This is a genomic window from Enterobacter sp. 61D5, assembly GCF_034107965.1.
GTDB lineage: Bacteria > Pseudomonadota > Gammaproteobacteria > Enterobacterales > Enterobacteriaceae > Enterobacter > Enterobacter cloacae_M.
The window spans coordinates 485,691-504,465 of record NZ_JAWNFK010000006.1 but is presented as its reverse complement, the minus strand read 5'-3'; the positions used below and the strand labels follow the sequence as shown (position 1 = coordinate 504,465).

At 53.5% G+C, this 18,775-nt stretch carries 21 protein-coding genes; 10 read left to right on the top strand and 11 right to left on the bottom strand.

All coding sequences use genetic code 11. The features are described 5' to 3' along the window. Positions 1-117 precede the first annotated feature (117 nt). Together UTM25_RS07530 and UTM25_RS07525 are read left to right on the top strand one after the other, a co-directional pair. On the top strand, positions 118-684 hold the full coding sequence (locus UTM25_RS07530; RefSeq protein ID WP_194399136.1) for a hypothetical protein: 567 nt from the start codon (positions 118-120) through the stop codon (positions 682-684). Next, positions 681-1,688 (top strand): DUF262 domain-containing protein, encoded by a 1,008-nt coding sequence (locus UTM25_RS07525; RefSeq protein WP_194399137.1) that lies wholly within the window; start codon positions 681-683, stop codon positions 1,686-1,688. Before UTM25_RS07530 ends, UTM25_RS07525 begins: the two co-directional genes overlap by 4 nt. Positions 1,689-1,849: 161 nt before the next feature. On the opposite strand, the gene UTM25_RS07520 is transcribed toward UTM25_RS07525, so the two are convergent. Then, positions 1,850-2,287, bottom strand: a complete 438-nt coding sequence (locus tag UTM25_RS07520) for a VOC family protein (protein ID WP_194399138.1) — start codon at positions 2,285-2,287, stop codon at positions 1,850-1,852. Positions 2,288-2,523: 236 nt separating this feature from the next. Between UTM25_RS07520 and UTM25_RS07515 the strand changes: the two genes are divergently transcribed. Further along, the gene (locus UTM25_RS07515) at positions 2,524-3,000 is read left to right on the top strand and encodes a WbuC family cupin fold metalloprotein (protein ID WP_014883727.1); all 477 of its coding nucleotides are present in this window, start codon (positions 2,524-2,526) and stop codon (positions 2,998-3,000) included. A 64-nt stretch (positions 3,001-3,064) separates the two neighbouring features. Here the strand turns inward: UTM25_RS07515 and UTM25_RS07510 are convergent, their stop codons facing one another. The 7 genes from UTM25_RS07510 to UTM25_RS07480 all read right to left on the bottom strand — a co-directional run bounded on the left by UTM25_RS07510 (position 3,065) and on the right by UTM25_RS07480 (position 11,130). Continuing rightward, positions 3,065-3,607 (bottom strand): cysteine hydrolase family protein, encoded by a 543-nt coding sequence (locus tag UTM25_RS07510; RefSeq protein ID WP_194399139.1) that lies wholly within the window; start codon positions 3,605-3,607, stop codon positions 3,065-3,067. A 337-nt stretch (positions 3,608-3,944) separates the two neighbouring features. Further along, complete coding sequence (locus UTM25_RS07505; RefSeq protein WP_194399140.1) at positions 3,945-4,544, bottom strand: NAD(P)H-dependent oxidoreductase; 600 nt, start codon at positions 4,542-4,544, stop codon at positions 3,945-3,947. A 73-nt stretch (positions 4,545-4,617) separates the two neighbouring features. Next, positions 4,618-5,211 (bottom strand): TetR/AcrR family transcriptional regulator, encoded by a 594-nt coding sequence (locus UTM25_RS07500; RefSeq protein ID WP_194399141.1) that lies wholly within the window; start codon positions 5,209-5,211, stop codon positions 4,618-4,620. A 34-nt stretch (positions 5,212-5,245) separates the two neighbouring features. Then, positions 5,246-8,335 carry an efflux RND transporter permease subunit gene (locus UTM25_RS07495; RefSeq protein WP_194399142.1) on the bottom strand — a complete coding sequence of 1,030 codons (3,090 nt, stop codon included), beginning with the start codon at positions 8,333-8,335 and terminating at the stop codon, positions 5,246-5,248. Further along, positions 8,332-9,441 carry an efflux RND transporter periplasmic adaptor subunit gene (locus UTM25_RS07490; protein ID WP_194399143.1) on the bottom strand — a complete coding sequence of 370 codons (1,110 nt, stop codon included), beginning with the start codon at positions 9,439-9,441 and terminating at the stop codon, positions 8,332-8,334. The genes UTM25_RS07495 and UTM25_RS07490 overlap by 4 nt, the downstream gene beginning before the upstream one ends. 74 nt (positions 9,442-9,515) lie before the next feature. After that, positions 9,516-10,130 (bottom strand): TetR/AcrR family transcriptional regulator, encoded by a 615-nt coding sequence (locus tag UTM25_RS07485; RefSeq protein ID WP_194399144.1) that lies wholly within the window; start codon positions 10,128-10,130, stop codon positions 9,516-9,518. A 205-nt stretch (positions 10,131-10,335) separates the two neighbouring features. Beyond that, positions 10,336-11,130: an SDR family NAD(P)-dependent oxidoreductase gene (locus tag UTM25_RS07480; protein WP_194399145.1), complete on the bottom strand. Its 795-nt coding sequence runs from the start codon at positions 11,128-11,130 to the stop codon at positions 10,336-10,338. A 96-nt stretch (positions 11,131-11,226) separates the two neighbouring features. Between UTM25_RS07480 and UTM25_RS07475 the strand changes: the two genes are divergently transcribed. After that, on the top strand, positions 11,227-11,595 hold the full coding sequence (locus tag UTM25_RS07475) for a MerR family transcriptional regulator (protein ID WP_194399146.1): 369 nt from the start codon (positions 11,227-11,229) through the stop codon (positions 11,593-11,595). A gap of 44 nt (positions 11,596-11,639) precedes the next feature. On the opposite strand, the gene UTM25_RS07470 is transcribed toward UTM25_RS07475, so the two are convergent. Both UTM25_RS07470 and UTM25_RS07465 read right to left on the bottom strand, forming a co-directional pair. After that, positions 11,640-11,954, bottom strand: coding sequence for a PTS sugar transporter subunit IIB (locus UTM25_RS07470; protein WP_032639262.1), 315 nt, complete (start codon positions 11,952-11,954; stop codon positions 11,640-11,642). Between the two features lie 112 nt (positions 11,955-12,066). Continuing rightward, entirely contained in the window at positions 12,067-12,978 is a 912-nt protein-coding gene (locus UTM25_RS07465; RefSeq protein ID WP_194399147.1) for a LysR family transcriptional regulator, read from the bottom strand. A gap of 99 nt (positions 12,979-13,077) precedes the next feature. Here UTM25_RS07465 and UTM25_RS07460 point away from each other — a divergent pair, with 99 nt between their 5' ends. From UTM25_RS07460 to UTM25_RS07450, 3 genes are all read left to right on the top strand, one after another. Next, the gene (locus UTM25_RS07460; RefSeq protein WP_194399148.1) at positions 13,078-14,193 is read left to right on the top strand and encodes an alkene reductase; all 1,116 of its coding nucleotides are present in this window, start codon (positions 13,078-13,080) and stop codon (positions 14,191-14,193) included. Then, positions 14,190-14,909, top strand: coding sequence for an SDR family oxidoreductase (locus UTM25_RS07455; protein WP_194399149.1), 720 nt, complete (start codon positions 14,190-14,192; stop codon positions 14,907-14,909). Before UTM25_RS07460 ends, UTM25_RS07455 begins: the two co-directional genes overlap by 4 nt. A 64-nt stretch (positions 14,910-14,973) precedes the next feature. Further along, positions 14,974-15,513: an ester cyclase gene (locus tag UTM25_RS07450; protein ID WP_194399150.1), complete on the top strand. Its 540-nt coding sequence runs from the start codon at positions 14,974-14,976 to the stop codon at positions 15,511-15,513. Positions 15,514-15,552: 39 nt separating this feature from the next. On the opposite strand, the gene UTM25_RS07445 is transcribed toward UTM25_RS07450, so the two are convergent. Then, on the bottom strand, positions 15,553-16,020 hold the full coding sequence (locus UTM25_RS07445) for a DUF1348 family protein (RefSeq protein ID WP_194399151.1): 468 nt from the start codon (positions 16,018-16,020) through the stop codon (positions 15,553-15,555). Between the two features lie 103 nt (positions 16,021-16,123). Here UTM25_RS07445 and UTM25_RS07440 point away from each other — a divergent pair, with 103 nt between their 5' ends. The 3 genes from UTM25_RS07440 to UTM25_RS07430 all read left to right on the top strand — a co-directional run bounded on the left by UTM25_RS07440 (position 16,124) and on the right by UTM25_RS07430 (position 18,745). Then, a complete protein-coding gene (locus UTM25_RS07440; RefSeq protein ID WP_194399152.1) occupies positions 16,124-16,708 on the top strand; it encodes a TetR family transcriptional regulator in 585 nt (194 codons plus the stop codon). Positions 16,709-16,790: 82 nt separating this feature from the next. Continuing rightward, a complete protein-coding gene (locus UTM25_RS07435; protein WP_194399153.1) occupies positions 16,791-17,798 on the top strand; it encodes an AraC family transcriptional regulator in 1,008 nt (335 codons plus the stop codon). A 116-nt stretch (positions 17,799-17,914) separates the two neighbouring features. Next, complete coding sequence (locus UTM25_RS07430) at positions 17,915-18,745, top strand: oxidoreductase (protein WP_194399154.1); 831 nt, start codon at positions 17,915-17,917, stop codon at positions 18,743-18,745. The last annotated feature ends 30 nt before the right edge of the window (positions 18,746-18,775 follow it).

The following is an 18,775-nucleotide window of genomic DNA, read 5'->3' as shown; positions in this document are numbered from 1 at the left end:
AATCCCTATTTAAATCTTTTCTGGTAATATGCATAGTAGGCAGGGGTAAATGAAGCTATCGATAAAGTAAGTAGATCTACCCTAAAAAGGTCATTTTACATATAATGGGCAGCGAAAATGAGTTCGCATATCGATGATTTTAAAGAGTTTATCAAGGCAAATAGTGCTACTGACGCCTTTAGACGATATATTCTTCACTCCGATTGTCAAATGATAGAGTCCAGTCAGAGCTATGCCTTGAAAAGCAAAATCTGCGATAAGCTTAATGTGGGGTTCGATAATGTCATTGTGGTCGGTTCTTGCAAACTAGGATTTAGTATTAAACCTACAAAGAGATTTGTTCCATTTGGAGATGAATCAGATATTGATGTCGCAATCGTATCCCCTGTTTTGTTTGAAAATGTGTGGAAGACAGCGCTGGAATATAAATATAGTAATGCAGACTGGCAATCAAAAAAAGAATTTTTTAAATATTTATCATCGGGATGGATACGTCCAGATAAATTCCCGAGAGGTGAAAATTTTGCTTTTTCGACTGATTGGTTTGAGTTTTTTAGCGAATTGACAAATTCTCGGCAGTATGGTGATTATAAAATTGCAGCGGGGATATATTACAATTCCTTTTTTCTTGAAAAATACCAAGAAACCTGTTTAGAACAATGCATATTTGAGGTCAACAAATGAACACTTCAGCATCCAATAGACGTTTGCGTGTTTTACTAACAGCAATAGGTTCCGGGACTTTAATTCCGCAACCTGATTTTCAGCGTCGTCTTGTATGGACAAATAAAGATAAAGTAGAATTTATAAAAACTGTCGTTCATGGCTATCCCTTCCCTGAGATATATATAGCCGCAGGAAAGGTCGATCCTAAAACTGGTGAGGGAGCTGAAGTATTAGTTGATGGGCAACAAAGAGTTACGACTCTTTATCAATATTTCAAAGGAGACGCAGACTTGCGATTGCCTGCCGATCTTCCTAAATATGCTGATCTTCCAGAAGAACAACAAATCGATTTTTTAGAATATAGCGTAGTTGTAAGAGATTTAGGTGCAATGTCTATAGAAGTAATTCGGGATGTGTTTAAGAAAATTAACTCTACTAGTTATGGATTAAACGCCATGGAAATTGACAATGCAAGATATGGTGGAGAGTTTAAAAATTTCGGAGAGGAATTTTCAGGATATGATTTTTTTGAACACTACAAAATATTCACATCATCTGACATTAAAAGAATGAATGATGTTAGATATTGTCTTGGTTTGACAGTAACGATCATGACTACGTATTTCAATCGAGATAAAGAGATCGAATCTTACCTCGAAAAATATAATGAGGATTTTCCTGCTAAAGATGCTATTAAAAAGAATATTGAGGAAACATTAAACTTCATCGATTCTTTGAACTTCACACCAGACAGTAGAGCAATGAAAAAAGCTGATTTCTATACTTTATTTGTGGAGATATATCGACTTATTATTAATGAAAGGAAACAGTTAGATAAATCAAAATGTCGTGCATTTCTAGATGATTTTTATAAAAATGTTGATGAGGTTTCCTCTGATAAATATCATGGGGAAAATGATGAGCCGAGGGTATATTATAAGGCTGCCTTGCAAGCAAGTAATGATAGAGGTAATCGCATCAGTCGTGGTAAAATAATCTCGAATATTTTATCTAATTGCTGATTTTGGGACGGGGTTATATGACCCCGTATCTTTAAAAAAGTTTGGCTTTATCTTTTAATATATATGGTCCATAAAAACAAAATAGTTATTCATTTTTTTAACTCTTTTTGCACTCAAAGCCGGATTTTTCTTGTACAAGTCTGCTTCTCGCCAAAACCCATTTACCCCCGCAGCCACGGCGTAATCGTCAGCCCGGTAAGCAAGCCTTCCGGGCTGAGCAGGCGAGTGACGGTTTGCCCCCACGGTTCCGTGCGGTTAGCCACCAGCAGCCGATAGCCTTTCTTGCTCAGAACGCGGGTAGCCGAGTCCAGATCCTGAACCTCGTACTCTACCCATCCCTGCGGTATCGGGTGCTCAACTGGCCACTGTTCCTCTCCAAAACAGGATGCAGCCGCCTGTGTGAGCGGCCAGACGGCGAAATGCTTCACGCCTTCCAGCTGGCCCTCCTCAGTGAGCAGATATTCGGTATTCCCCTCCATCGGCTTCAGCGGAAGGCCGAGTGTCTGGACATAAAACGCGGTGCTGGACTCCGTATCCCGCGAAATGGGCCCGAACCCGGCGACGAACAAGACATCAATTTCCGGTAACGTCTGCGGCATATCCACTCCTGAATGAGGTGAGATTCACCCTGAATTTATCTTACGACCGACTGAAATACGACTCTCAATTCTGGTCTCGCATTCACCGTGCCTGCACGTCCACAACGGGTTTAAAATTCAGCGCGATAACGAAGCGTTTTGTTTCACAAACGCCATCGCTCATCGACCGTCCAGAATGGTATAACGTCGTGCGGCAATCGGGTTGCCGCCCGCTGACTCCATTCACAAAGGTGTATATGAAACAAATTACGTTCAGTGACCTGCAGCAACAAAGCGAGCAGGCTGCCAATTCTCCTCGCTTACGCGCGCACCGCAATTTACATCCCGAGCTGAGCGACCCGGTACAGCGCCTGGCTATTGCGATGGAGCCTGGTACCTATGTTCGCCCTCATCGCCACCCGCACACGTTTGAACTGCTGACGGCTCTGAGCGGTCGCTTTCTGGTGTTGAATTTTGATGACAGCGGTAACGTGACCCAGCGCGTGGTGTTAGGTGAAGACTGCAAAGTGCTGGAGATGGATGCCGGTACCTGGCATGCCGTGCTGTCGCTGGATAAAGGCGGCGTCATTTTTGAGGTGAAACACGGCGGCTATCAGCCTGTTCCGGAGCACGATACCGCTCCATGGTCACCGGCTGAGAACGCGCCCGGTAGTGCGGAGCTGATGAAATGGTACGCTCAGGCGCAGGTGGGTGACGGAGGTTTTACCCTGTAATGTTCTCTACTTTTCCCGACGCGCGGAAAGGCGCGCCGGGATAGAAAGAGACGATCCCGCCAACTCAACTGACCGTATTAAAATGCCAGTCGCCGACAGTCGATAGCATCACGAACGGTCCGGCCAGCGTGCTGTTGTGATGCGCAATGATGTCAGTGGCGGATAAATGTGCGTTATCCATTGTGGTATGCGCATCTGAAATCAATACCGTCCTGAAGCCCAGCTCCGGCGCGGCCCGGCAGGTGGTGTCGACACAAAATTCTGTTTTCATCCCGGCAATGACCAGCTGTTTGATGCCTCTCTGATTAAGTTCACGCAGCAATTCGGTATCCCGAAAACAGCTGGGATGGCGCTTGGTGAAAACAACATCCTGCTCCTTCACGTCCAGCTCGGGTATCAGCTGCGTCAACGGCCCCTGCGCTGAAAAGGGCGAGTCGTCTGGTCCAACATGGCGGGCAAAAAAGACGGGTACCTGAGCGTGGCGCGCGTTGGCTATTAACAAACGGATATTTGCCAGAACGGCATCGGCGGAGCAGGGGGAGACCGGGCCCCGGAAGAGACCCTGCTGCATGTCGATAATTAAGAGAGCATTGTCAGATGAAACCATTTTCTTTCACCATTCAGAGGGTGGTGAACGGAGAGTTATTTCCCCGTCCAGTTAGGCGGGGATTGAGGTTCTGTTTGTCAGTTGTTCGCTACAGATACGCTCACGCCGCCGAAGGTGCCGGTGGTGGTAAGGGTGGTTGTTGGCTGAATTAACTGATACATGGAATGACCTTTGTTTATTCATTACGCTATATGCGGAATTATCACGTTAGTTATAGCGTTGCTTAACTCATTGCTTCAAGACACCAACTTGAGTAGGGGTCCGATGCAGCGGCAGGAAGCTGTCAGCAAAGGCTCGTAACCTGCTGTGCACGCCTTTGCTGACTGGATAGCCGGGATTATTTAAGACTCTCTAGCCCTTGCAGGAAATCCTCAACCTGCTCAGGCGTCGCCGCGTCTGCCTGGTAAAGGATATCGAGCTTAACGTTCTTCAGCCCGCAGAAGCCAAACACGCCTTCGATTATCTGCGTCTGAATCGCCGTCGAATAGCCATGTTTGTCGAATCCGGTGAGATCGCTGCCGCCGGTGGCAATCAGGCGGACGGGAACATCGCGTAAGTTGCCCACAATCCGGCCGTCATCGGCTACCTTATACGCCCAGTTCAGGGTTAATACGCGATCGAACCAGCCTTTCAACAGCGCGGGGACCGACCACCAGTACACGGGGAAAACAAACACCAGCATATCCGCTCGCTCGACGCGCTGCTGCTCGCGCAGAATATCGTCGGGAAGGGCGCTCGGATCGCCGTGATACAAATCGAGATCGGCGCGGGTCATCGCCGGATTAAACCCTTCAGCATGCAGATCGGCAATCTCAACCTTCGTACCTTGCTCGCGTAATTTTCCGGCAATACGGGCTGCCAGCGAATGGGATAACGAATTGTCGACAGGATGAGCCGTCACGATCAGTGCGTTATTAATGGCATTTGTAGCAGACATAGCGACCTCGAATGGGTGAGAATTGACGCCTATATTACTATTGGTAACTTATGTGTCAATCCGCCCCCAGCGATCATTTTGTGCTATTTACGTAGGTCTCCAGCACGCCGGTCATGGCACCGCTGAGCGTATCTTCCGCCACGTTACGGGCGAGCACGCCGTTGCCCGCTGCGGTGCTGAGCGCGTCCGCCGCGCCGATGATGGCCGTCAGTACCGCTTCTCCCTGAACGCCTTTCAGAGTAACAAAAGGGGAAAGCGCGGTACGCAGACAGTCGGCACATTCGGCCACGCATGCCTCACGAAACGTCTGCAACGTGTGGGATCCGGACAGCGCCGCGGCGATTGGCCCGGTCTCAGGTCCGGCACTAATGGCGCAGTCGATATAGGCGGCGCTGAAAAAGCGGATCGTCTTCTCCAGCGTTTTGCTGTCGACCGCCAGCGTCTCGCGGAATTTCGCCAGCTGCCGGTCGCTATAATCCTGGTACAGCGCCATCAGCAGCCCTTCACGATCGCCAAAGTGATCGTAGGGGATAGGCTTGGTCACGTTGGCGCGTTCGGCCAGGTAGCCAAGGGTCAACGCCTCCGTGCCTTGCTGACGAACGATTCCGCGCGCAACCTCCAGCAGCTGCACGCGGCGGTCCTCTTTTCTTAAGCGCTTAACAACCATGCTTTCCTCAGAAGTGTTATCTACTCATGGTAGTTTACACGTTTTCTGCAGGGTGCTGCACGCGTTGTTCCTCAGGGCGGATCCGGAACCAGATCGCATACATCGCGGGCAGGAAGACGAGCGTGACTATCGTCCCGCCCAGCGTTCCGCCTATCAGCGTGTAAGCCAGCGTGCCCCAGAACACCGAATGCGTCAGGGGAATGAACGCCAGCACGGCGGCCATGGCGGTCAGAAGGACCGGGCGGGCGCGCTGGACCGTCGCTTCAACCACCGCCTGGAACGGCTCGAGACCGTCCTTCTGGTTATGATTTATTTGACCGATCAGGATCAGCGTATTGCGCATAAGAATGCCGGAAAGGGCGATCAAACCGACCAGCGCGTTGATGCCAAACGGCTGATTGAAAATCAACAGCACGGGCACTACGCCAATCAGCCCCAGCGGCGCGGTTAAGAACACCATCACCATCGCCGAGATTGAGCGCACCTGCAAAATGATGATCAGCAGGGTCAGGGCAATCATGATCGGGAACAGCGGAATCATTGCCTGCGTGGCTTTGCCCGATTCCTCAATCGAACCCGCCATGTCTATTCGGTATCCGGCCGGCAGCGCATCAACAATCGGCTGGAGCTGCTTCATGACGGCGACCGACACATCCGGTGGCTGAAGATTGTTAGCGATGTCGCCCCGCACGGTAATCGTCGGGGTGCGATCGCGACGGCGCAGGATCGGATCTTCCATACCGATCTCAATCTTGCCGATTTGAGACAGCGGAACGCGCTGTCCCGCATTGCCGACAAGGGTGAAACCCTCGATTTTAGCCGGATCGAGACGGATATCTCCCGCCGCGCGGCTAATGACCTCAACCGAGCGAATATCTTCCCGCACGGAGGTGACAGGCACGCCTGAGAGCAGAAACTGAAGCTGATCGGCAACGGCACTGGAGGTTAAGCCGGTCGCCTGCAGGCGGTTTTGATCGAGGGTGAAATGCAATACGGGAACACGCGACCCCCAGTCGGTGTTGACGGTTCTCATCATCGGGCTCGCCTGGAGCACGGCTTTCACCCTGTCAGCGATGTCATGCACCTGTTCGACATCCGGCCCCGACACGCGCCAGGCAACCGGGAAGGGCGAGTACGGGCCAAACACCAGCTGCGTTACCCGTACGCGCGCTTCGGGCGCAAGGCCGTCGGCGACAGCGTCTCTCAGCCGGAGCTTAAGCGCCTCGCGTGACGTCTCGCTGTCCGTCAGGATCACGATTTTTGCAAAAGACGGATCGGGCAGTTCAGGCGCCATCGCCAGATAAAAACGGGGCGAACCCTGACCAATATAGGCCGTGACAATTTTGGCTTCGGGCTGCTGGCCCAGCCACGCTTCTATTTTTGCGGTTGCGGCGCTGGTTTGCTCAATCGAGGTACCGTATGGCATCTGCACCTCAACCAGTACTTCCGGGCGATCGGAGGTCGGGAAGAATTGTTTTTTAACCAGCCCCATGCCGAGTACGGCAAGAATGAAAATGGCGACTACCGACCCGGCCACCCGCCATTTTCTGGCGATAACGCGGGCAAGCAGCTGGCGAAAACGGTTATAGCGAGGCGTGTTATAGATGGCGGCATGACCCCCTTCTACTTTAGGGATCGCCGGCAGGATCTTCACCCCAAGATAGGGCGTGAACACCACCGCGACAAACCACGATGCAATCAGGGCGAGGCCGACAATCCAGAACATATTGCTGGTGTATTCCCCTGCGGTCGACTGGGCAAAACCATTCGGCATAAAGCCAATGGCCGTCACCAGGGTACCGGCCAGCATGGGCGCGGCGGTATGGCTCCAGGCGAAGGCCGAGGCTTTGATTCTGTCGTAACCTTCCTCCATTTTAACCACCATCATTTCGATGGCGATAATGGCATCATCAACCAGCAGGCCGAGGGCGAGGATCAGGGAGCCCAGCGTAACGCGGTCAAAGTTTATTCCCGCGGCTTCCATCACCACGAAAACGACCGCCAGCGTCAGCGGGACCGCCGCCGCAACGACAACACCCACGCGCCAGCCCATGCTGACAAAACAAACCACCATGACCACAAGCAGGGCGACGAAGAATTTAATCATGAACTCATCGACCGACGAGCGAATATTCACGGACTGGTCGGTAACTTTGGTCAGGGACATGCCCAGCGGCAGGCTATCATTTATTTTCGCCGTTTCCGCATCCAGCGCTTTTCCCAGCGCCAGACCGTTCCAGCCTTCGCGCATCACGATGCCCAGCAGAAGGGCGGGCTCATGCTGATTACGTATCAGCATCGTCGGGGGATCTTCGTAGCCTCGCTCAACCGTTGCCACATCGGACAGCTTGAGCGTTTTGCCCTGAGCCACAAAAGGCGTATCGCGGATTTTCTGCAGTTCATCGAACGCGCCGTCCAGGCGGATAAAAATCTGCGCGCCTCGGGTCTCAATGGAGCCCGCCGCGGCTAACGCGTTCTGGCTGTTGAGGGCGTTGAAAATATCCTGGGGTGAGAGCCCTATCGTCGCCAGGCGGTCGTGGGAAAAGGAGATGTAAATCCGCTCGGCCTGTTCGCCAATAATGTTCACTTTCTTCACGCCGGGAACGTGCAGAAGCTGCTGGCGCAGGCCTTCGGCATCGCGTACCAGCTGCCGCTGCGGTTCGCCTTTCGCTTTCAGCGCAAAGAGGGCAAAGGTGACATCCGAGAATTCGTCATTGATCATCGGGCCGATGACGCCCGCCGGAAGTCGCTGAGATTCATCTCCAAGCTTCTTACGCGCCTGATAGAACTCCTCCTGCACTTCGGCAGGCGGAGTCTTGTCCTGCAATGACAACGTGATAAACGCCATGCCGGGACGGGTATAGGTTTCGGTACGGTCATACCATTTAAGTTCCTGCAGGCGCTTTTCCAGCGGCTCGGCGACCTGATCCTGAATTTCTTGCGCGGTGGCGCCCGGCCAGACGGTTATCACCGTCATTTGCTTTACCGTGAAGGGCGGATCTTCCGCTCGCCCGAGCCCAAGGAAGGCGTAAATTCCGGCAATCGTGACCAGAACTATCAGAAACAGCGTAATGGAACGTTCGCGGACGGCCAGCGCCGACAGGTTGAAGCGGCTTCCGCTCATGGCGTGTTCTCCGCCAGGGCGGCATTGCGTTGCTCAGCAAGTCTGACGACCTCACCTTCATGCAGAAGATGGACACCTAACGCAACAATCTTCTCACCGGGCTTCACGCCGCCCGTGACCTGCGCCGCATCTTCACCCACGCTCAGCACCCTGACGGGCGTCCATGCAACCTTTGCCGGCTGGGCGGAAATGCGCCAGACGCCGGGACCTTTTCCTGCATCATAGAGTGAGGCCAGCGGGACCTGCATAACCTGACCTTCCGCTTTATTGTCCTGAATGTTCAGCGTGACGGTCGCCCCCAGCGGCGCGTTCGCCAGCAGGCCATCCAGCACGTAGCGGGCTTCATACGTGCGGGTCGCGGCATCGGCCGAGTCAGACAGCAGGCGCAGCGTTGCGGTGACAGGATGTTTTTCATTGCCATACAACGTGGCCTGCGCTTCGCTGCCGACGGCAGGACGCAGCGTTTCCGGAAGCTGGACGAGCGCTTCACGCTGTCCCGCTCTGGCGAGCCTGATCGCCACCTGTCCGGCGCTGACGACCTGACCCGGCTCGGCGAGCGTCTCCATGACCACGCCGTCTGAATCCGCCAGCAGTACGGCATAGCCCGTGGCGTTTTGCGCCACGCTGGCCTGCGCCCGGGCGGCGCTGAGATCGGCCCTGGCCGTATCGGCCGCCGCTTTGATCTGGTCATACTCCGAGGCAGACACCGCGCCGGACGCCACAAGTCCACGATAGCGCGCCTCATCGCTGGTGGCTTTGCGCGCGCGCGCCTGAGCCGCATCCACCGCGCGCTGCTGCGCCTGAGCCTGTAATTTCAGGTCAACCGGATCCAGGCGCAGCAGGGGCTGGCCCTGTTTGACGGTCTGCCCCGTGTCGACCAGCCGCTCAAGGATTTTTCCCTGAACTCTGAAACCTAAATCGCTTTGCGTTCTTGCGACCACCACGCCCGTGAAGGCGCGGGCGCTATTGTTCGCAAGCTCGACGGAGGCGGATCTGACAAGCGGTGGCTTTGTGCGCGGATCGTCACTCGCGGAAATATCGCCGCACGCCACCAGGGCAAACGGCAGGAGACAAACGGCAACGCGGGCTGAAGTGAGCCTGAGCATGGGAAACCTTTTTGACGTAACAGGACGGTATCCGCATTCTCTGACTAGTGACCAAAATTGTCAATGGTCACAAATTAGGGGGCCAGGCTTCTTAAAATCAGTGAAGAGAGTAGCACTGCCGCCGTGGGGGCCATTTCGAGGTTGTACTGCAGCTGAACGGGGTTAATGTAAGGACACATCACCATGTAGACGGCAAATGTGACCTCATCCAGCGGCGTTTTTCTTTCAAACTCGCCGGCCTGCCTGCCTTCGATAATGATGCTCTCGATCAGCTTCATCAGGCTTTCACTGTATTTTTGGGTTGACGGCCACTGCTCCTGCGCGGCGACGGCGGCGATGTCGTATAGCTTGCGGTCGTGGAAAAACAGCTCGCTTCCCGCCTCGGTGAGCGCTTTGAAAAGGCGGCGTAATTTTTCGCTTGCTGACGGCGCATCCTCGATGGCGGAAAGCACTGCCGCCATGATCAGATCCAGGCGGTTAGCGCAGATCACCTCGCCGATAGCCTGTTTGGAATCGAAAAACTTATAGATGTAGGACTTTGAAAAACCAATAGATTTAGCCAGTTCGGCGACGGTGGTTTTTTCATAGCCGTAGTGACCGAAGTGCTCAAAAGCCGCTTCGACGATTTGCTCTCTGACAGCGTGGTCAAGGGGACCACGTGATGATGGGGGATTCATATTTTTAGTCATTATTTAAGCTTAGCGTGACGGGCTACGATTAACAACGAGTGACCATTTTGAGATTTGGTTACCGTCATTCATCAACCGTTCAGACGGGACGATCAACCAGGTGGGGTAAGTGTATCACTGTTTTTCGTGCACTATGGCATCTATCTGTCTGCGATAAGAGAGGATTTCAGCGCAACTCCCTTGCGCTGAACAGAGCCGTTTTTGCTTAAGCCGAGCGCGGGCGCAATATTTTTTCAACAATAATCACCAGACGCCTGCGCGTCACGAACCGGTGTAGCTGCCCCAGAAGCCAGTTACCGCATCCGGTAATCAGGTAGTTACGGTTACTCTCAACGGCCTTCAATGCCAGGGTGACCACCTTGTGAGCGGGCATTCTTTTCCCTACCGAAGCTTCCTCAGCATTCACCACATCAAAAAAGGCCGTATCCGTTGCGCCGGGGCAAAGCGCCAGGACGCGGATGCCCCTGGAGCGATATTCTCCCCACAGCGCGTTCGAAAACGAGAGCAGGAAGGCTTTGGTTGCGCCATAAATCGCCATATAGGGATCCGGTTGCATCGCGGCCGTTGAGGCAACGTTAATAATCACCCCGGAACCTTGCTGCAGCATTCCCGGCAGCAGGGCGTGAGTCAGCTCCACGGGGGCCAGGCAGTTCACGTTTATCTCATCACGCTGCCTGTCGATTGACAGCTTTTCGAATGGCCCATAGGTGGCGAACCCGGCGCAATTAATCAGAATGTCTGGGACGCGTCTTAAGGTTTCAAGCCGTTCCACAATGTGGGGAATGGCTTCCGGCTTCACTAAATCCTGCACGATAATCGTGATGGAGACGCCGTGCTTTCTGACCAACTCTGCGGCAAGCGCCTGCAGCTTTGGCTCGCTGCGGGCGACGAGGATCAAGGACACGTCTCGGGCGGCGAGCTGCCTGGCGAAATCACGACCGATGCCCGACGATGCTCCGGTAATCAGCGCTGTTTTTCCTGTATAATCAAAAGAATTCATATCTTTAATCCCGTATCCCTAATGTATGCCGCACAGGATAAACCGTGCACTTAGGTACACGGTCAAGCGTGATTTTTACAAGGCGAGGGCGACGCGATGAGAATTGGTGAACTGTGTGCGAAAACGGGATTGTCGAAAGAGACGGTGCGTTACTATGAGCGACAGGGATTGTTAGAGAATATCCCGCAGCCCAATCGCAGCAATAACTATAAAGTCTATTCCGCCGTCGATTTACAGCGTTTAAACATGATCAAGCATGCCAAAATGCTGGGTTTTACCTTAGCCGAAATTGCAGAGGTTTTAGCTGTCTGGGTTGACGACAAATTTACCGCTGAGCAAAAACAGGCGTCTCTGCGCTACAAGCTGCAGCAGCTTGAAGAGAAAGAAGCGGCGTTAATTGAACTCAGAGCCAGGTTGAAAAACGCCCTTAATAAGGTCGGCCAGCCTTGTGTCGACACGTTTTGATCGCCGGGTGAGAGGAGGCCGCAAAACCGATGCGGCCTTATCTGTCAGGCAGCCAGTTCAGGCATCTGTTCCTTCACGAAATTCAATACGTTCCTCGCGTCGAGAGAGGCATAGGGCAGGCTCTCAATAATGGCGATTGAACGCGTATTGCCCACCGTTTCTTTTATCTCATCGAGTTTGTACTGGATGTGCGGCGCGATGAGGAAACCATCGAAAGCGGGAGCGACGCTGGCGAAGTTATCCAGCCCAACAGCGCTAATCATCAGCGGATAGCCTTCGCGTTCTGCCAGAGACTGCATTTTTTTGGCGAGAGAGTTTGCGGTATTACCAAACAAACAACAGATCAGAAGCTTTTTCATATTTTGTACCTCCTCAAAACCGCACACAGAGTAGTCCTGAGGTTGTCAGCGAAATGCGCGCTATCTCTTATTTTGGCGAGAAATTAACCGCAGCTGCCTGACGTGATTTAATTTAATGTTTTTTTAACCAGTCGAGAAAAAACTGGCTAAACGCCGTGACCTGAAGCGGCTGCAGTTTGCGCTGGGGGTAAACAAGCTGCAGGCCGACATCTTTGCGATCGTATCGGCTAAAGCCGGTGAAGCTGTCGGCAAACAGTACCGTGAGCCTTCCGGTTTCAACATCGTCTTTGACGTCCCACCACGATTTCCCCGCGATGCCAGCCCCGCTGAGTGCCCACTGACGAAGCAAAGCCCCGTCGTCACACACCATGGCTGGCTCTACGCGAACGACGCTTTCCTCGCCATCTTTTTCAAAGCGCCATTCGTTCATCACCACGCCTTGAGACTCAAGCGCCAGGCACCGGTGCTGAGCTAAATCGGCAAACGTGGAGGGAATTCCGCGTTCGTTAAGATACTCCCCGGAGGCGACCAGCACCCGATGGTTCGGGCGGATGTTTCTGACGACAAGGCTGCTGTCCGGCAGGTTGCCAAAACGCACGCTCATATCCAGCCGGTTAGCGACCAGGTCCTCAACGTGTTCTCTTAGCGAGATGAAAAATTTAACGTCGGGATGGCGTCGGGAGAATTCCACGACGGCGGGGCTGAGATACTGCCTGCCAAAGTCCGAGGGCGCAGAAAGGCGAATGTTGCCGCTGAGCACGCCTTCCTTTTGCGTCAGTAACGACTCGGCGTGATGCACTTCTTCCAGCACGCGCAGCGCGGCATGGTAAAACTCTTCCCCGGCGCGGGTCAGCGCGATCGATCGCGTTGAGCGGTGAAACAGGCGCGTCTGGTAACGCTCCTCAATCGCCTTCAGCCTGGCCGTCATGGTGGCGGGAGAAAGCGACAGGCGTCTCCCGGCGGCAGAAAGACCGCCGGCCTCGGCAACTTCCACCAGTAACGCCATGTCTTCGAGTTTACCCATTATTCATATTTTCCGAAAAGTGCATCTGCTTTTAGCGTAATTATCAAAACCAGATGCCGCCTGTAAAGTGATTTCATCCAAACCATAAGGGATGAAAACATGCAACGTATCTCACTTTTTGAACGCTACAGGCTGGGTCAGCAAGACCTGAAGAACCGTATCGTCATGGCGCCGATGACCCGCGCGCGCTCCCTGCAGCCGGGAAATATTCCCTCGGCGCTGATGGCGGAGTATTACCGGCAGCGGGCCAGCGCCGGATTAATTATCACTGAAGCCACCCAGATTTCGCCTCAGGGTCAGGGATACTCATGGACGCCCGGCATCCATTCGCCTGAGCAGGTTTCAGGATGGCAACTCACGACGGGCGCCGTGCATCAGGCGGGCGGGGTGATTTTTTCGCAGCTCTGGCACGTCGGGCGAATGTCGCACGCCAGCTTTCATCAGGATGGTCAGCCCGTCGCCCCGTCAGCACTGGCGCCGGACGCGCAGGTGTGGGTGGTGAATGAAAAGGGGGAAGGCCAAATGGTTGACTGTCCGCAGCCGAGAACCCTCTCGCGCAAGGACATTCACAGCATCATCGCGGACTATCGTCAGGCGGCACTGAATGCCGTTCAGGCCGGGTTTGACGGCGTGGAGGTTCACGGCGGAAACGGCTATCTGATCGACCAGTTTCTGCGGCAAACCTCCAACAAACGCACGGACGAGTACGGCGGCACGCTGGCGAACCGGATACGCTTTGCTCAGGAGGTGCTAAGCGCCATTGCCGAGGCCATTGGTCGCGAGCGTACGGGCATCCGCCTTTCCCCGTTTATTACCCAGCGCGGGATGAACGATCCGCAGGTGACGGAAGCCATACTCGCTCTCGCGGCCTGGTGTGAACAAAAAGGGATTGCGTTCATCCACCTGGCGGAAGCCGACTGGGACGATGCGCCGCAGGTACCTGAACAGTTCCGTCAATCGCTACGCGAGACGTTCAGTGGAACCCTTATCGTCGCGGGGAACTATGACCTTGAAAAAGCGGAAAAGATCCTTGCTGCCGGCTATGCCGATTTGATTGCCTTCGGACGGCCGTTTATTGCCAACCCGGATTTACCCCACCGGCTGGCGCACCAGCTGCCTCTGGCCCAGGTGCGCGACCCCGCCACGCTGTTTGGCGGAACCGCGACGGGATATACCGATTACCCCATTTACACCCTGCAGGAGAAAACGTTATGACCCGTAAAACCTTAATTATCGGCGGCGCTTCCGGCATCGGTTTCGCCGTGGGCAGCCTGCTTGCCGGGCGCGGCGAGGAAATTATTCTTGCGGGCCGCGACGGCGCGAAGCTGGACGCTGCGCGGCAACGGCTGAGCGCCCACGCCGCGTCTGTTCACACCCTGGTGCTGGATATCAGCCGTGAGGCAGAGCTTGTCGCACTCGGTGAAACGCTGGGTGAGGTCAATAATATCGTCGTTACGGCGGGTTCACAGGCTCCGGGAGGGCTTCTTTCCGGGCTGGATCTCCGCGCGGCAAGGCTGGCCTTTGATACAAAATTCTGGGGAAGCATCAATGTCGCCCGCTATCTTAGCGAGAACATCGCCCCCCGCGGTACGCTGACGTTTACCAGCGGGTTCGTGGCGCGTCGCACCGTGGCGGGCGCCATTGTTAAAACGACGATGAATGCCGCCATTGAGGCCGCGACAAAAGTGCTGGCGAAAGAGCTTTCACCGCTGCGCGTCAACGTCGTGAGTCCGGGGCTCACCGACACGGAAGCGTACGCGGGCATGGACGCCGCCGCGCGGGAAAAAATGCTCGCTGGCGCGGCGGAAACCCTGCCAGCCAAAGCCTGGGGAAGAGCGGAGGACGTCGCGCAAGGGTATCTATTCTCCATTGATAATCCCTTTGTCACGGGGGCGGTCATTGATATTGAAGGCGGGGCGTTAATTAACTGACCCTCTCTGATTTGAACCGCAGGAAATCGACTGCGGGTAATGTAATACTCTATTGAGAGATATCATGAAATATACGACGTGTTTTCATTCGGCTGTAGCGATGGTTATTTTTGCAGGTCTGTCGGGCAATGCTATTTCCGCGCAGAGGGAATGGCTGCAGCCGAAACAGCTAATTGTGGACAACAGCCTGCCGCAGGCGAAATTAAAGGCGAATGAAGCTGTCGCCAGAGAATATGCTTCATTCTGGAACACGGGTAATGAAACCCTGGCGCGTAATGCCCTGGCGGCAGGTTTTATTGATAAAACGCCTCCGGAAGGGCGTAAGCAGGGGCCGGAAGGCGCTATTTTAGCTTCCCGCGCGTTTCGTGCAGCCGTGCCTGATTTAAGATGTGACGTTGAGCAAATGATTATTTCAGGCGATCGCGTGGTTTCGCATTTACATTTTCACGGCACCTTCACCGGAACCTTTGGCAAGCTGAAAGGAAAGGGGCAGAAAATAGATTTTATCGCCACGGATATTTATGAGATTGGTGACGGTAAGATTGTGGCTAACTGGCATATTGAGGACAACCTGACGCTGCTGAAACAGCTGGGCGCGCTGTAAATTCATCACTCCGGGGCGGCCCGGAGTGATGCAAAAATCCTATAAGCCAAGATCGCTCAGCGAAGGGTGATCGTCCGGGCGTCTGCCCAGCGGCCAGTGGAACAGTCGCTCAGAGGCTTTGATCGGCATATCGTTTACGCAGGCAAAGCGGCGCTTCATCAGTCCGTCCGGCTCAAACTCCCAGTTTTCATTGCCGTAAGAACGGAACCAGTTGCCGGAATCATCATGCCATTCATAGGCATAGCGCACCGCGATCCGGTTCTCCGTAAATGCCCAGAGCTCTTTAATCAGACGATAGTCCAGCTCTTTTTTCCATTTCCGCTCCAGAAACGCCTGGGCTTCTTCACGGTTGGTGGCGAACTCTGCGCGGTTACGCCATTGGGTATCCAGCGTATAGGCAAGCGCGACTTTCGACGGATCGCGGCTGTTCCAGCCATCTTCTGCCAGTCTGACTTTTTCGATGGCGCTTTCACGAGTGAAGGGCGGTAAAGGAGGACGTGTATTCATTGCGATTACCTCAGCGTTATATTAAGTAGACAGGTCTGTCTACTTGCGGTAATCTATGCCTGTAAAATAACGCTGTCAACATTCTTTTTGAGGCTACCCAAAAGTGAAAACAGAACCCGCAGGCAACGATACAAAAATCAGCGTCAGAGATAAAATATTACTCACGGCGCACGATCTGTTTTATTCCACGGGCTTCAGGGCGACGGGGGTGGATACGCTGATTAAAGCGTCTAAAGTGACCAAGGTGACTTTCTATCGCCATTTTCCGAGTAAGAGCTTGCTTATTCTCGCCTATTTGAAATATCGGCATGAAATATGGATTAACTGGTTTGAAACAACGCTGCGTCGACATCTCGATGAAGGCGAAATACCTGCCGATGCGATATCTGCAACGCTTTACGAATGGTTTATTTCGCCCGAGTTCCACGGCTGCGCGTTTATTAACGCCAGCGCAGAGGCGAAATCGGAAGATATTGAAAGCGAAATAAAAGAGATATGCCGCAGTCATAAGTCAGAAACAAAGAAAATTATTGCCTTGCTGACGAAGAATTCTGATGAGCGCGTCGTCGATGAAATCATGCTGCTCATTGACGGCGCAATTATTCATGCACAGATGGGCATGGATACGGATGATGTCGTCACTCCGCTGAAGAGGGCATTAGCCGCAGCGTTATTAGTGGGCAAATAATGTTTACACCTGCGACGACTGACAAACGTCCTCAACACAACAACACTTAGCGTTGAATAACCTTCACACCGGGAATGAGCAAATGGCCTGTAACCGTACTTTCGCCCTCGATATAAGCTGGAAAACGCTGCTGAAAGACGCGGGGCTTGAGCCAGAACGCATTCTCCGCAGGGCAGGATTACCTGACGATCTCTTTTTGCAAAAAACGCGCGGACTCGATACGGATGAATACATCCGCTTCTGGAACGCGCTGGAGGCAGAAACGAACGATCCCGCCTTTCCCGTACCACTTATTGAATCGATCTCTGCGGATATATTTGATCCGCCACTTTTTGCCGCACTCTGTAGTAGCAATATGATGCAGGCTGTCCAGCGTCTGGCCAGATATAAACAGCTTATTGCCCCCATGGTTCTGGAGACAATGGTCGACCAAAACGGCAACTTTACCGTTTCACCGCGCTGGCTTTTTGCGACGGATCTCCCGGTGTTTCTGCAGGTGGCAGAGTTGGGTTTCCTGCTCAAGCTTCTGCGGCTGGGGAGCCGCGAACGGGTTAACCCCTTACGGATCTGCGTTTCTGCGCTACCGTCAGCGGTTCAGAACAGCCACTTTTCTCGTTTCTTTGGTACTGACGTGCAATACGGAGAACAGCCAGCCATCAGCTTTTCCGCAGCCGATGCGCTTCGGCCCTTTTTAACGGTAAATGAGGGGATGTGGCAGGTATTTGAACCGGAACTGCAGCGTCGTCTCGGTCAGTTAAATGACACGGCCTCGACCGCCGAGCGCGTGCGTTCGGTACTCCTGGAACTTATTCCCGGTAACGAAGCGACAATTGAAAAAGCAGCGGAGCGCCTGGGAATGAGCAAACGCACGCTGCAGCGCAGGCTTGAGCAGGAAGGGGATAATTTTCGTAACCTCGTCAACGCGTGTCGTGAACACCTGGCCCGTCATTATCTTCGCAATACGCGTCTTTCCGGGTATGAGATCGCATTTTTGCTGGGTTTCGAAGATCCTAACTCATTCTATCGCGCATTTATGACCTGGACGGGCCAGACCCCTGAAGCGGCCAGGATGGCCATGCGTCTTGAGTAAACACGGGCATATTTATCGCTATGATGGCGCAATTTGCGAGTCATGTGGCGCGATGCGCTAGTTAACGTTGGGCCGAAGGAGGGCAAACTAACGACAGTCTACTCACCGAGGTATTTATGTTTACTCAGGACAAGAAAACCGCGCTGGTCACCGGTGCATCGTCAGGTATGGGCAAAGTCATCTCCCGTCGTCTTATTCAGGATGGCTATCAGGTTTACGCCGCTGCCCGTAGCGTTGAGAAAATGAACGATCTCGCCCAGCTTGGCGCGCGCCCTCTGAGGATGGATATCTCACGTGATGAAGACATTTTGGCTGTAGTGGATACCATCGTTTCGCAGACGGGTGGGGTTGACGTACTGGTCAACAATGCGGGTTTTGGGCTTTATGGACCGGTAGAAGAGATCGGTATTGATGAAGCTCGCTATCAATTTGAGGTTAACGTGTTTGGCGCAGCCCGCCTTACGCAGCTGCTGATCCCGGCCATGCGCGCCAGACGCAGTGGTTACATTATTAACATCACTTCGATAGGAGGGAAGATTTACACCCCTCTGGGAGCCTGGTATCACGCAACGAAACATGCGCTTGAAGGATGGTCTGACTGTCTGCGTCTTGAAGTGGCTGAATTTGGCATTAAGGTTGTGATTGTTGAACCGGGTTTAATCGAGACAGGTTTTGGTGATGTGGTCAGCGGCAATTTTGTCAAACGTTCAGCAAGTGGCCCTTATGGTCATCTGGTAGCGAACGTGGCTAACTCGGTCAAAAATGCTTATGGGAATGGCAGAGGCAGCGACCCGAAGGTGATTGCGGACGTGGTTGCCCGCGCGGTTAAAAGCCCGCATCCGCGTACACGCTATGCAGCCGGCAAGTATGCCCGGATGCTCATCGGCATGCGCGTCTGGTTAGGTGACCGTCTGTTCGATCGCATTATTCTTAGCCAGACCCGATGACCCGAGCGCCGAGGATTAAAAAACCTCGGC

Excerpts from the sequence above, each read along its gene's own strand:
- UTM25_RS07530 (WP_194399136.1), top strand. The coding sequence starts at position 118 with ATGAGTTCGCATATCGATGATTTTAAAGAGTTTATCAAGGCAAATAGT.
- UTM25_RS07525 (WP_194399137.1), top strand. The coding sequence starts at position 681 with ATGAACACTTCAGCATCCAATAGACGTTTGCGTGTTTTACTAACAGCA.
- UTM25_RS07520 (WP_194399138.1), bottom strand. The coding sequence starts at position 2,287 with ATGCCGCAGACGTTACCGGAAATTGATGTCTTGTTCGTCGCCGGGTTC.
- UTM25_RS07515 (WP_014883727.1), top strand. The coding sequence starts at position 2,524 with ATGAAACAAATTACGTTCAGTGACCTGCAGCAACAAAGCGAGCAGGCT.
- UTM25_RS07510 (WP_194399139.1), bottom strand. The coding sequence starts at position 3,607 with ATGGTTTCATCTGACAATGCTCTCTTAATTATCGACATGCAGCAGGGT.
- UTM25_RS07505 (WP_194399140.1), bottom strand. The coding sequence starts at position 4,544 with ATGTCTGCTACAAATGCCATTAATAACGCACTGATCGTGACGGCTCAT.
- UTM25_RS07500 (WP_194399141.1), bottom strand. The coding sequence starts at position 5,211 with ATGGTTGTTAAGCGCTTAAGAAAAGAGGACCGCCGCGTGCAGCTGCTG.
- UTM25_RS07495 (WP_194399142.1), bottom strand. The coding sequence starts at position 8,335 with ATGAGCGGAAGCCGCTTCAACCTGTCGGCGCTGGCCGTCCGCGAACGT.
- UTM25_RS07490 (WP_194399143.1), bottom strand. The coding sequence starts at position 9,441 with ATGCTCAGGCTCACTTCAGCCCGCGTTGCCGTTTGTCTCCTGCCGTTT.
- UTM25_RS07485 (WP_194399144.1), bottom strand. The coding sequence starts at position 10,130 with ATGACTAAAAATATGAATCCCCCATCATCACGTGGTCCCCTTGACCAC.
- UTM25_RS07480 (WP_194399145.1), bottom strand. The coding sequence starts at position 11,130 with ATGAATTCTTTTGATTATACAGGAAAAACAGCGCTGATTACCGGAGCA.
- UTM25_RS07475 (WP_194399146.1), top strand. The coding sequence starts at position 11,227 with ATGAGAATTGGTGAACTGTGTGCGAAAACGGGATTGTCGAAAGAGACG.
- UTM25_RS07470 (WP_032639262.1), bottom strand. The coding sequence starts at position 11,954 with ATGAAAAAGCTTCTGATCTGTTGTTTGTTTGGTAATACCGCAAACTCT.
- UTM25_RS07465 (WP_194399147.1), bottom strand. The coding sequence starts at position 12,978 with ATGGGTAAACTCGAAGACATGGCGTTACTGGTGGAAGTTGCCGAGGCC.
- UTM25_RS07460 (WP_194399148.1), top strand. The coding sequence starts at position 13,078 with ATGCAACGTATCTCACTTTTTGAACGCTACAGGCTGGGTCAGCAAGAC.
- UTM25_RS07455 (WP_194399149.1), top strand. The coding sequence starts at position 14,190 with ATGACCCGTAAAACCTTAATTATCGGCGGCGCTTCCGGCATCGGTTTC.
- UTM25_RS07450 (WP_194399150.1), top strand. The coding sequence starts at position 14,974 with ATGAAATATACGACGTGTTTTCATTCGGCTGTAGCGATGGTTATTTTT.
- UTM25_RS07445 (WP_194399151.1), bottom strand. The coding sequence starts at position 16,020 with ATGAATACACGTCCTCCTTTACCGCCCTTCACTCGTGAAAGCGCCATC.
- UTM25_RS07435 (WP_194399153.1), top strand. The coding sequence starts at position 16,791 with ATGGCCTGTAACCGTACTTTCGCCCTCGATATAAGCTGGAAAACGCTG.
- UTM25_RS07430 (WP_194399154.1), top strand. The coding sequence starts at position 17,915 with ATGTTTACTCAGGACAAGAAAACCGCGCTGGTCACCGGTGCATCGTCA.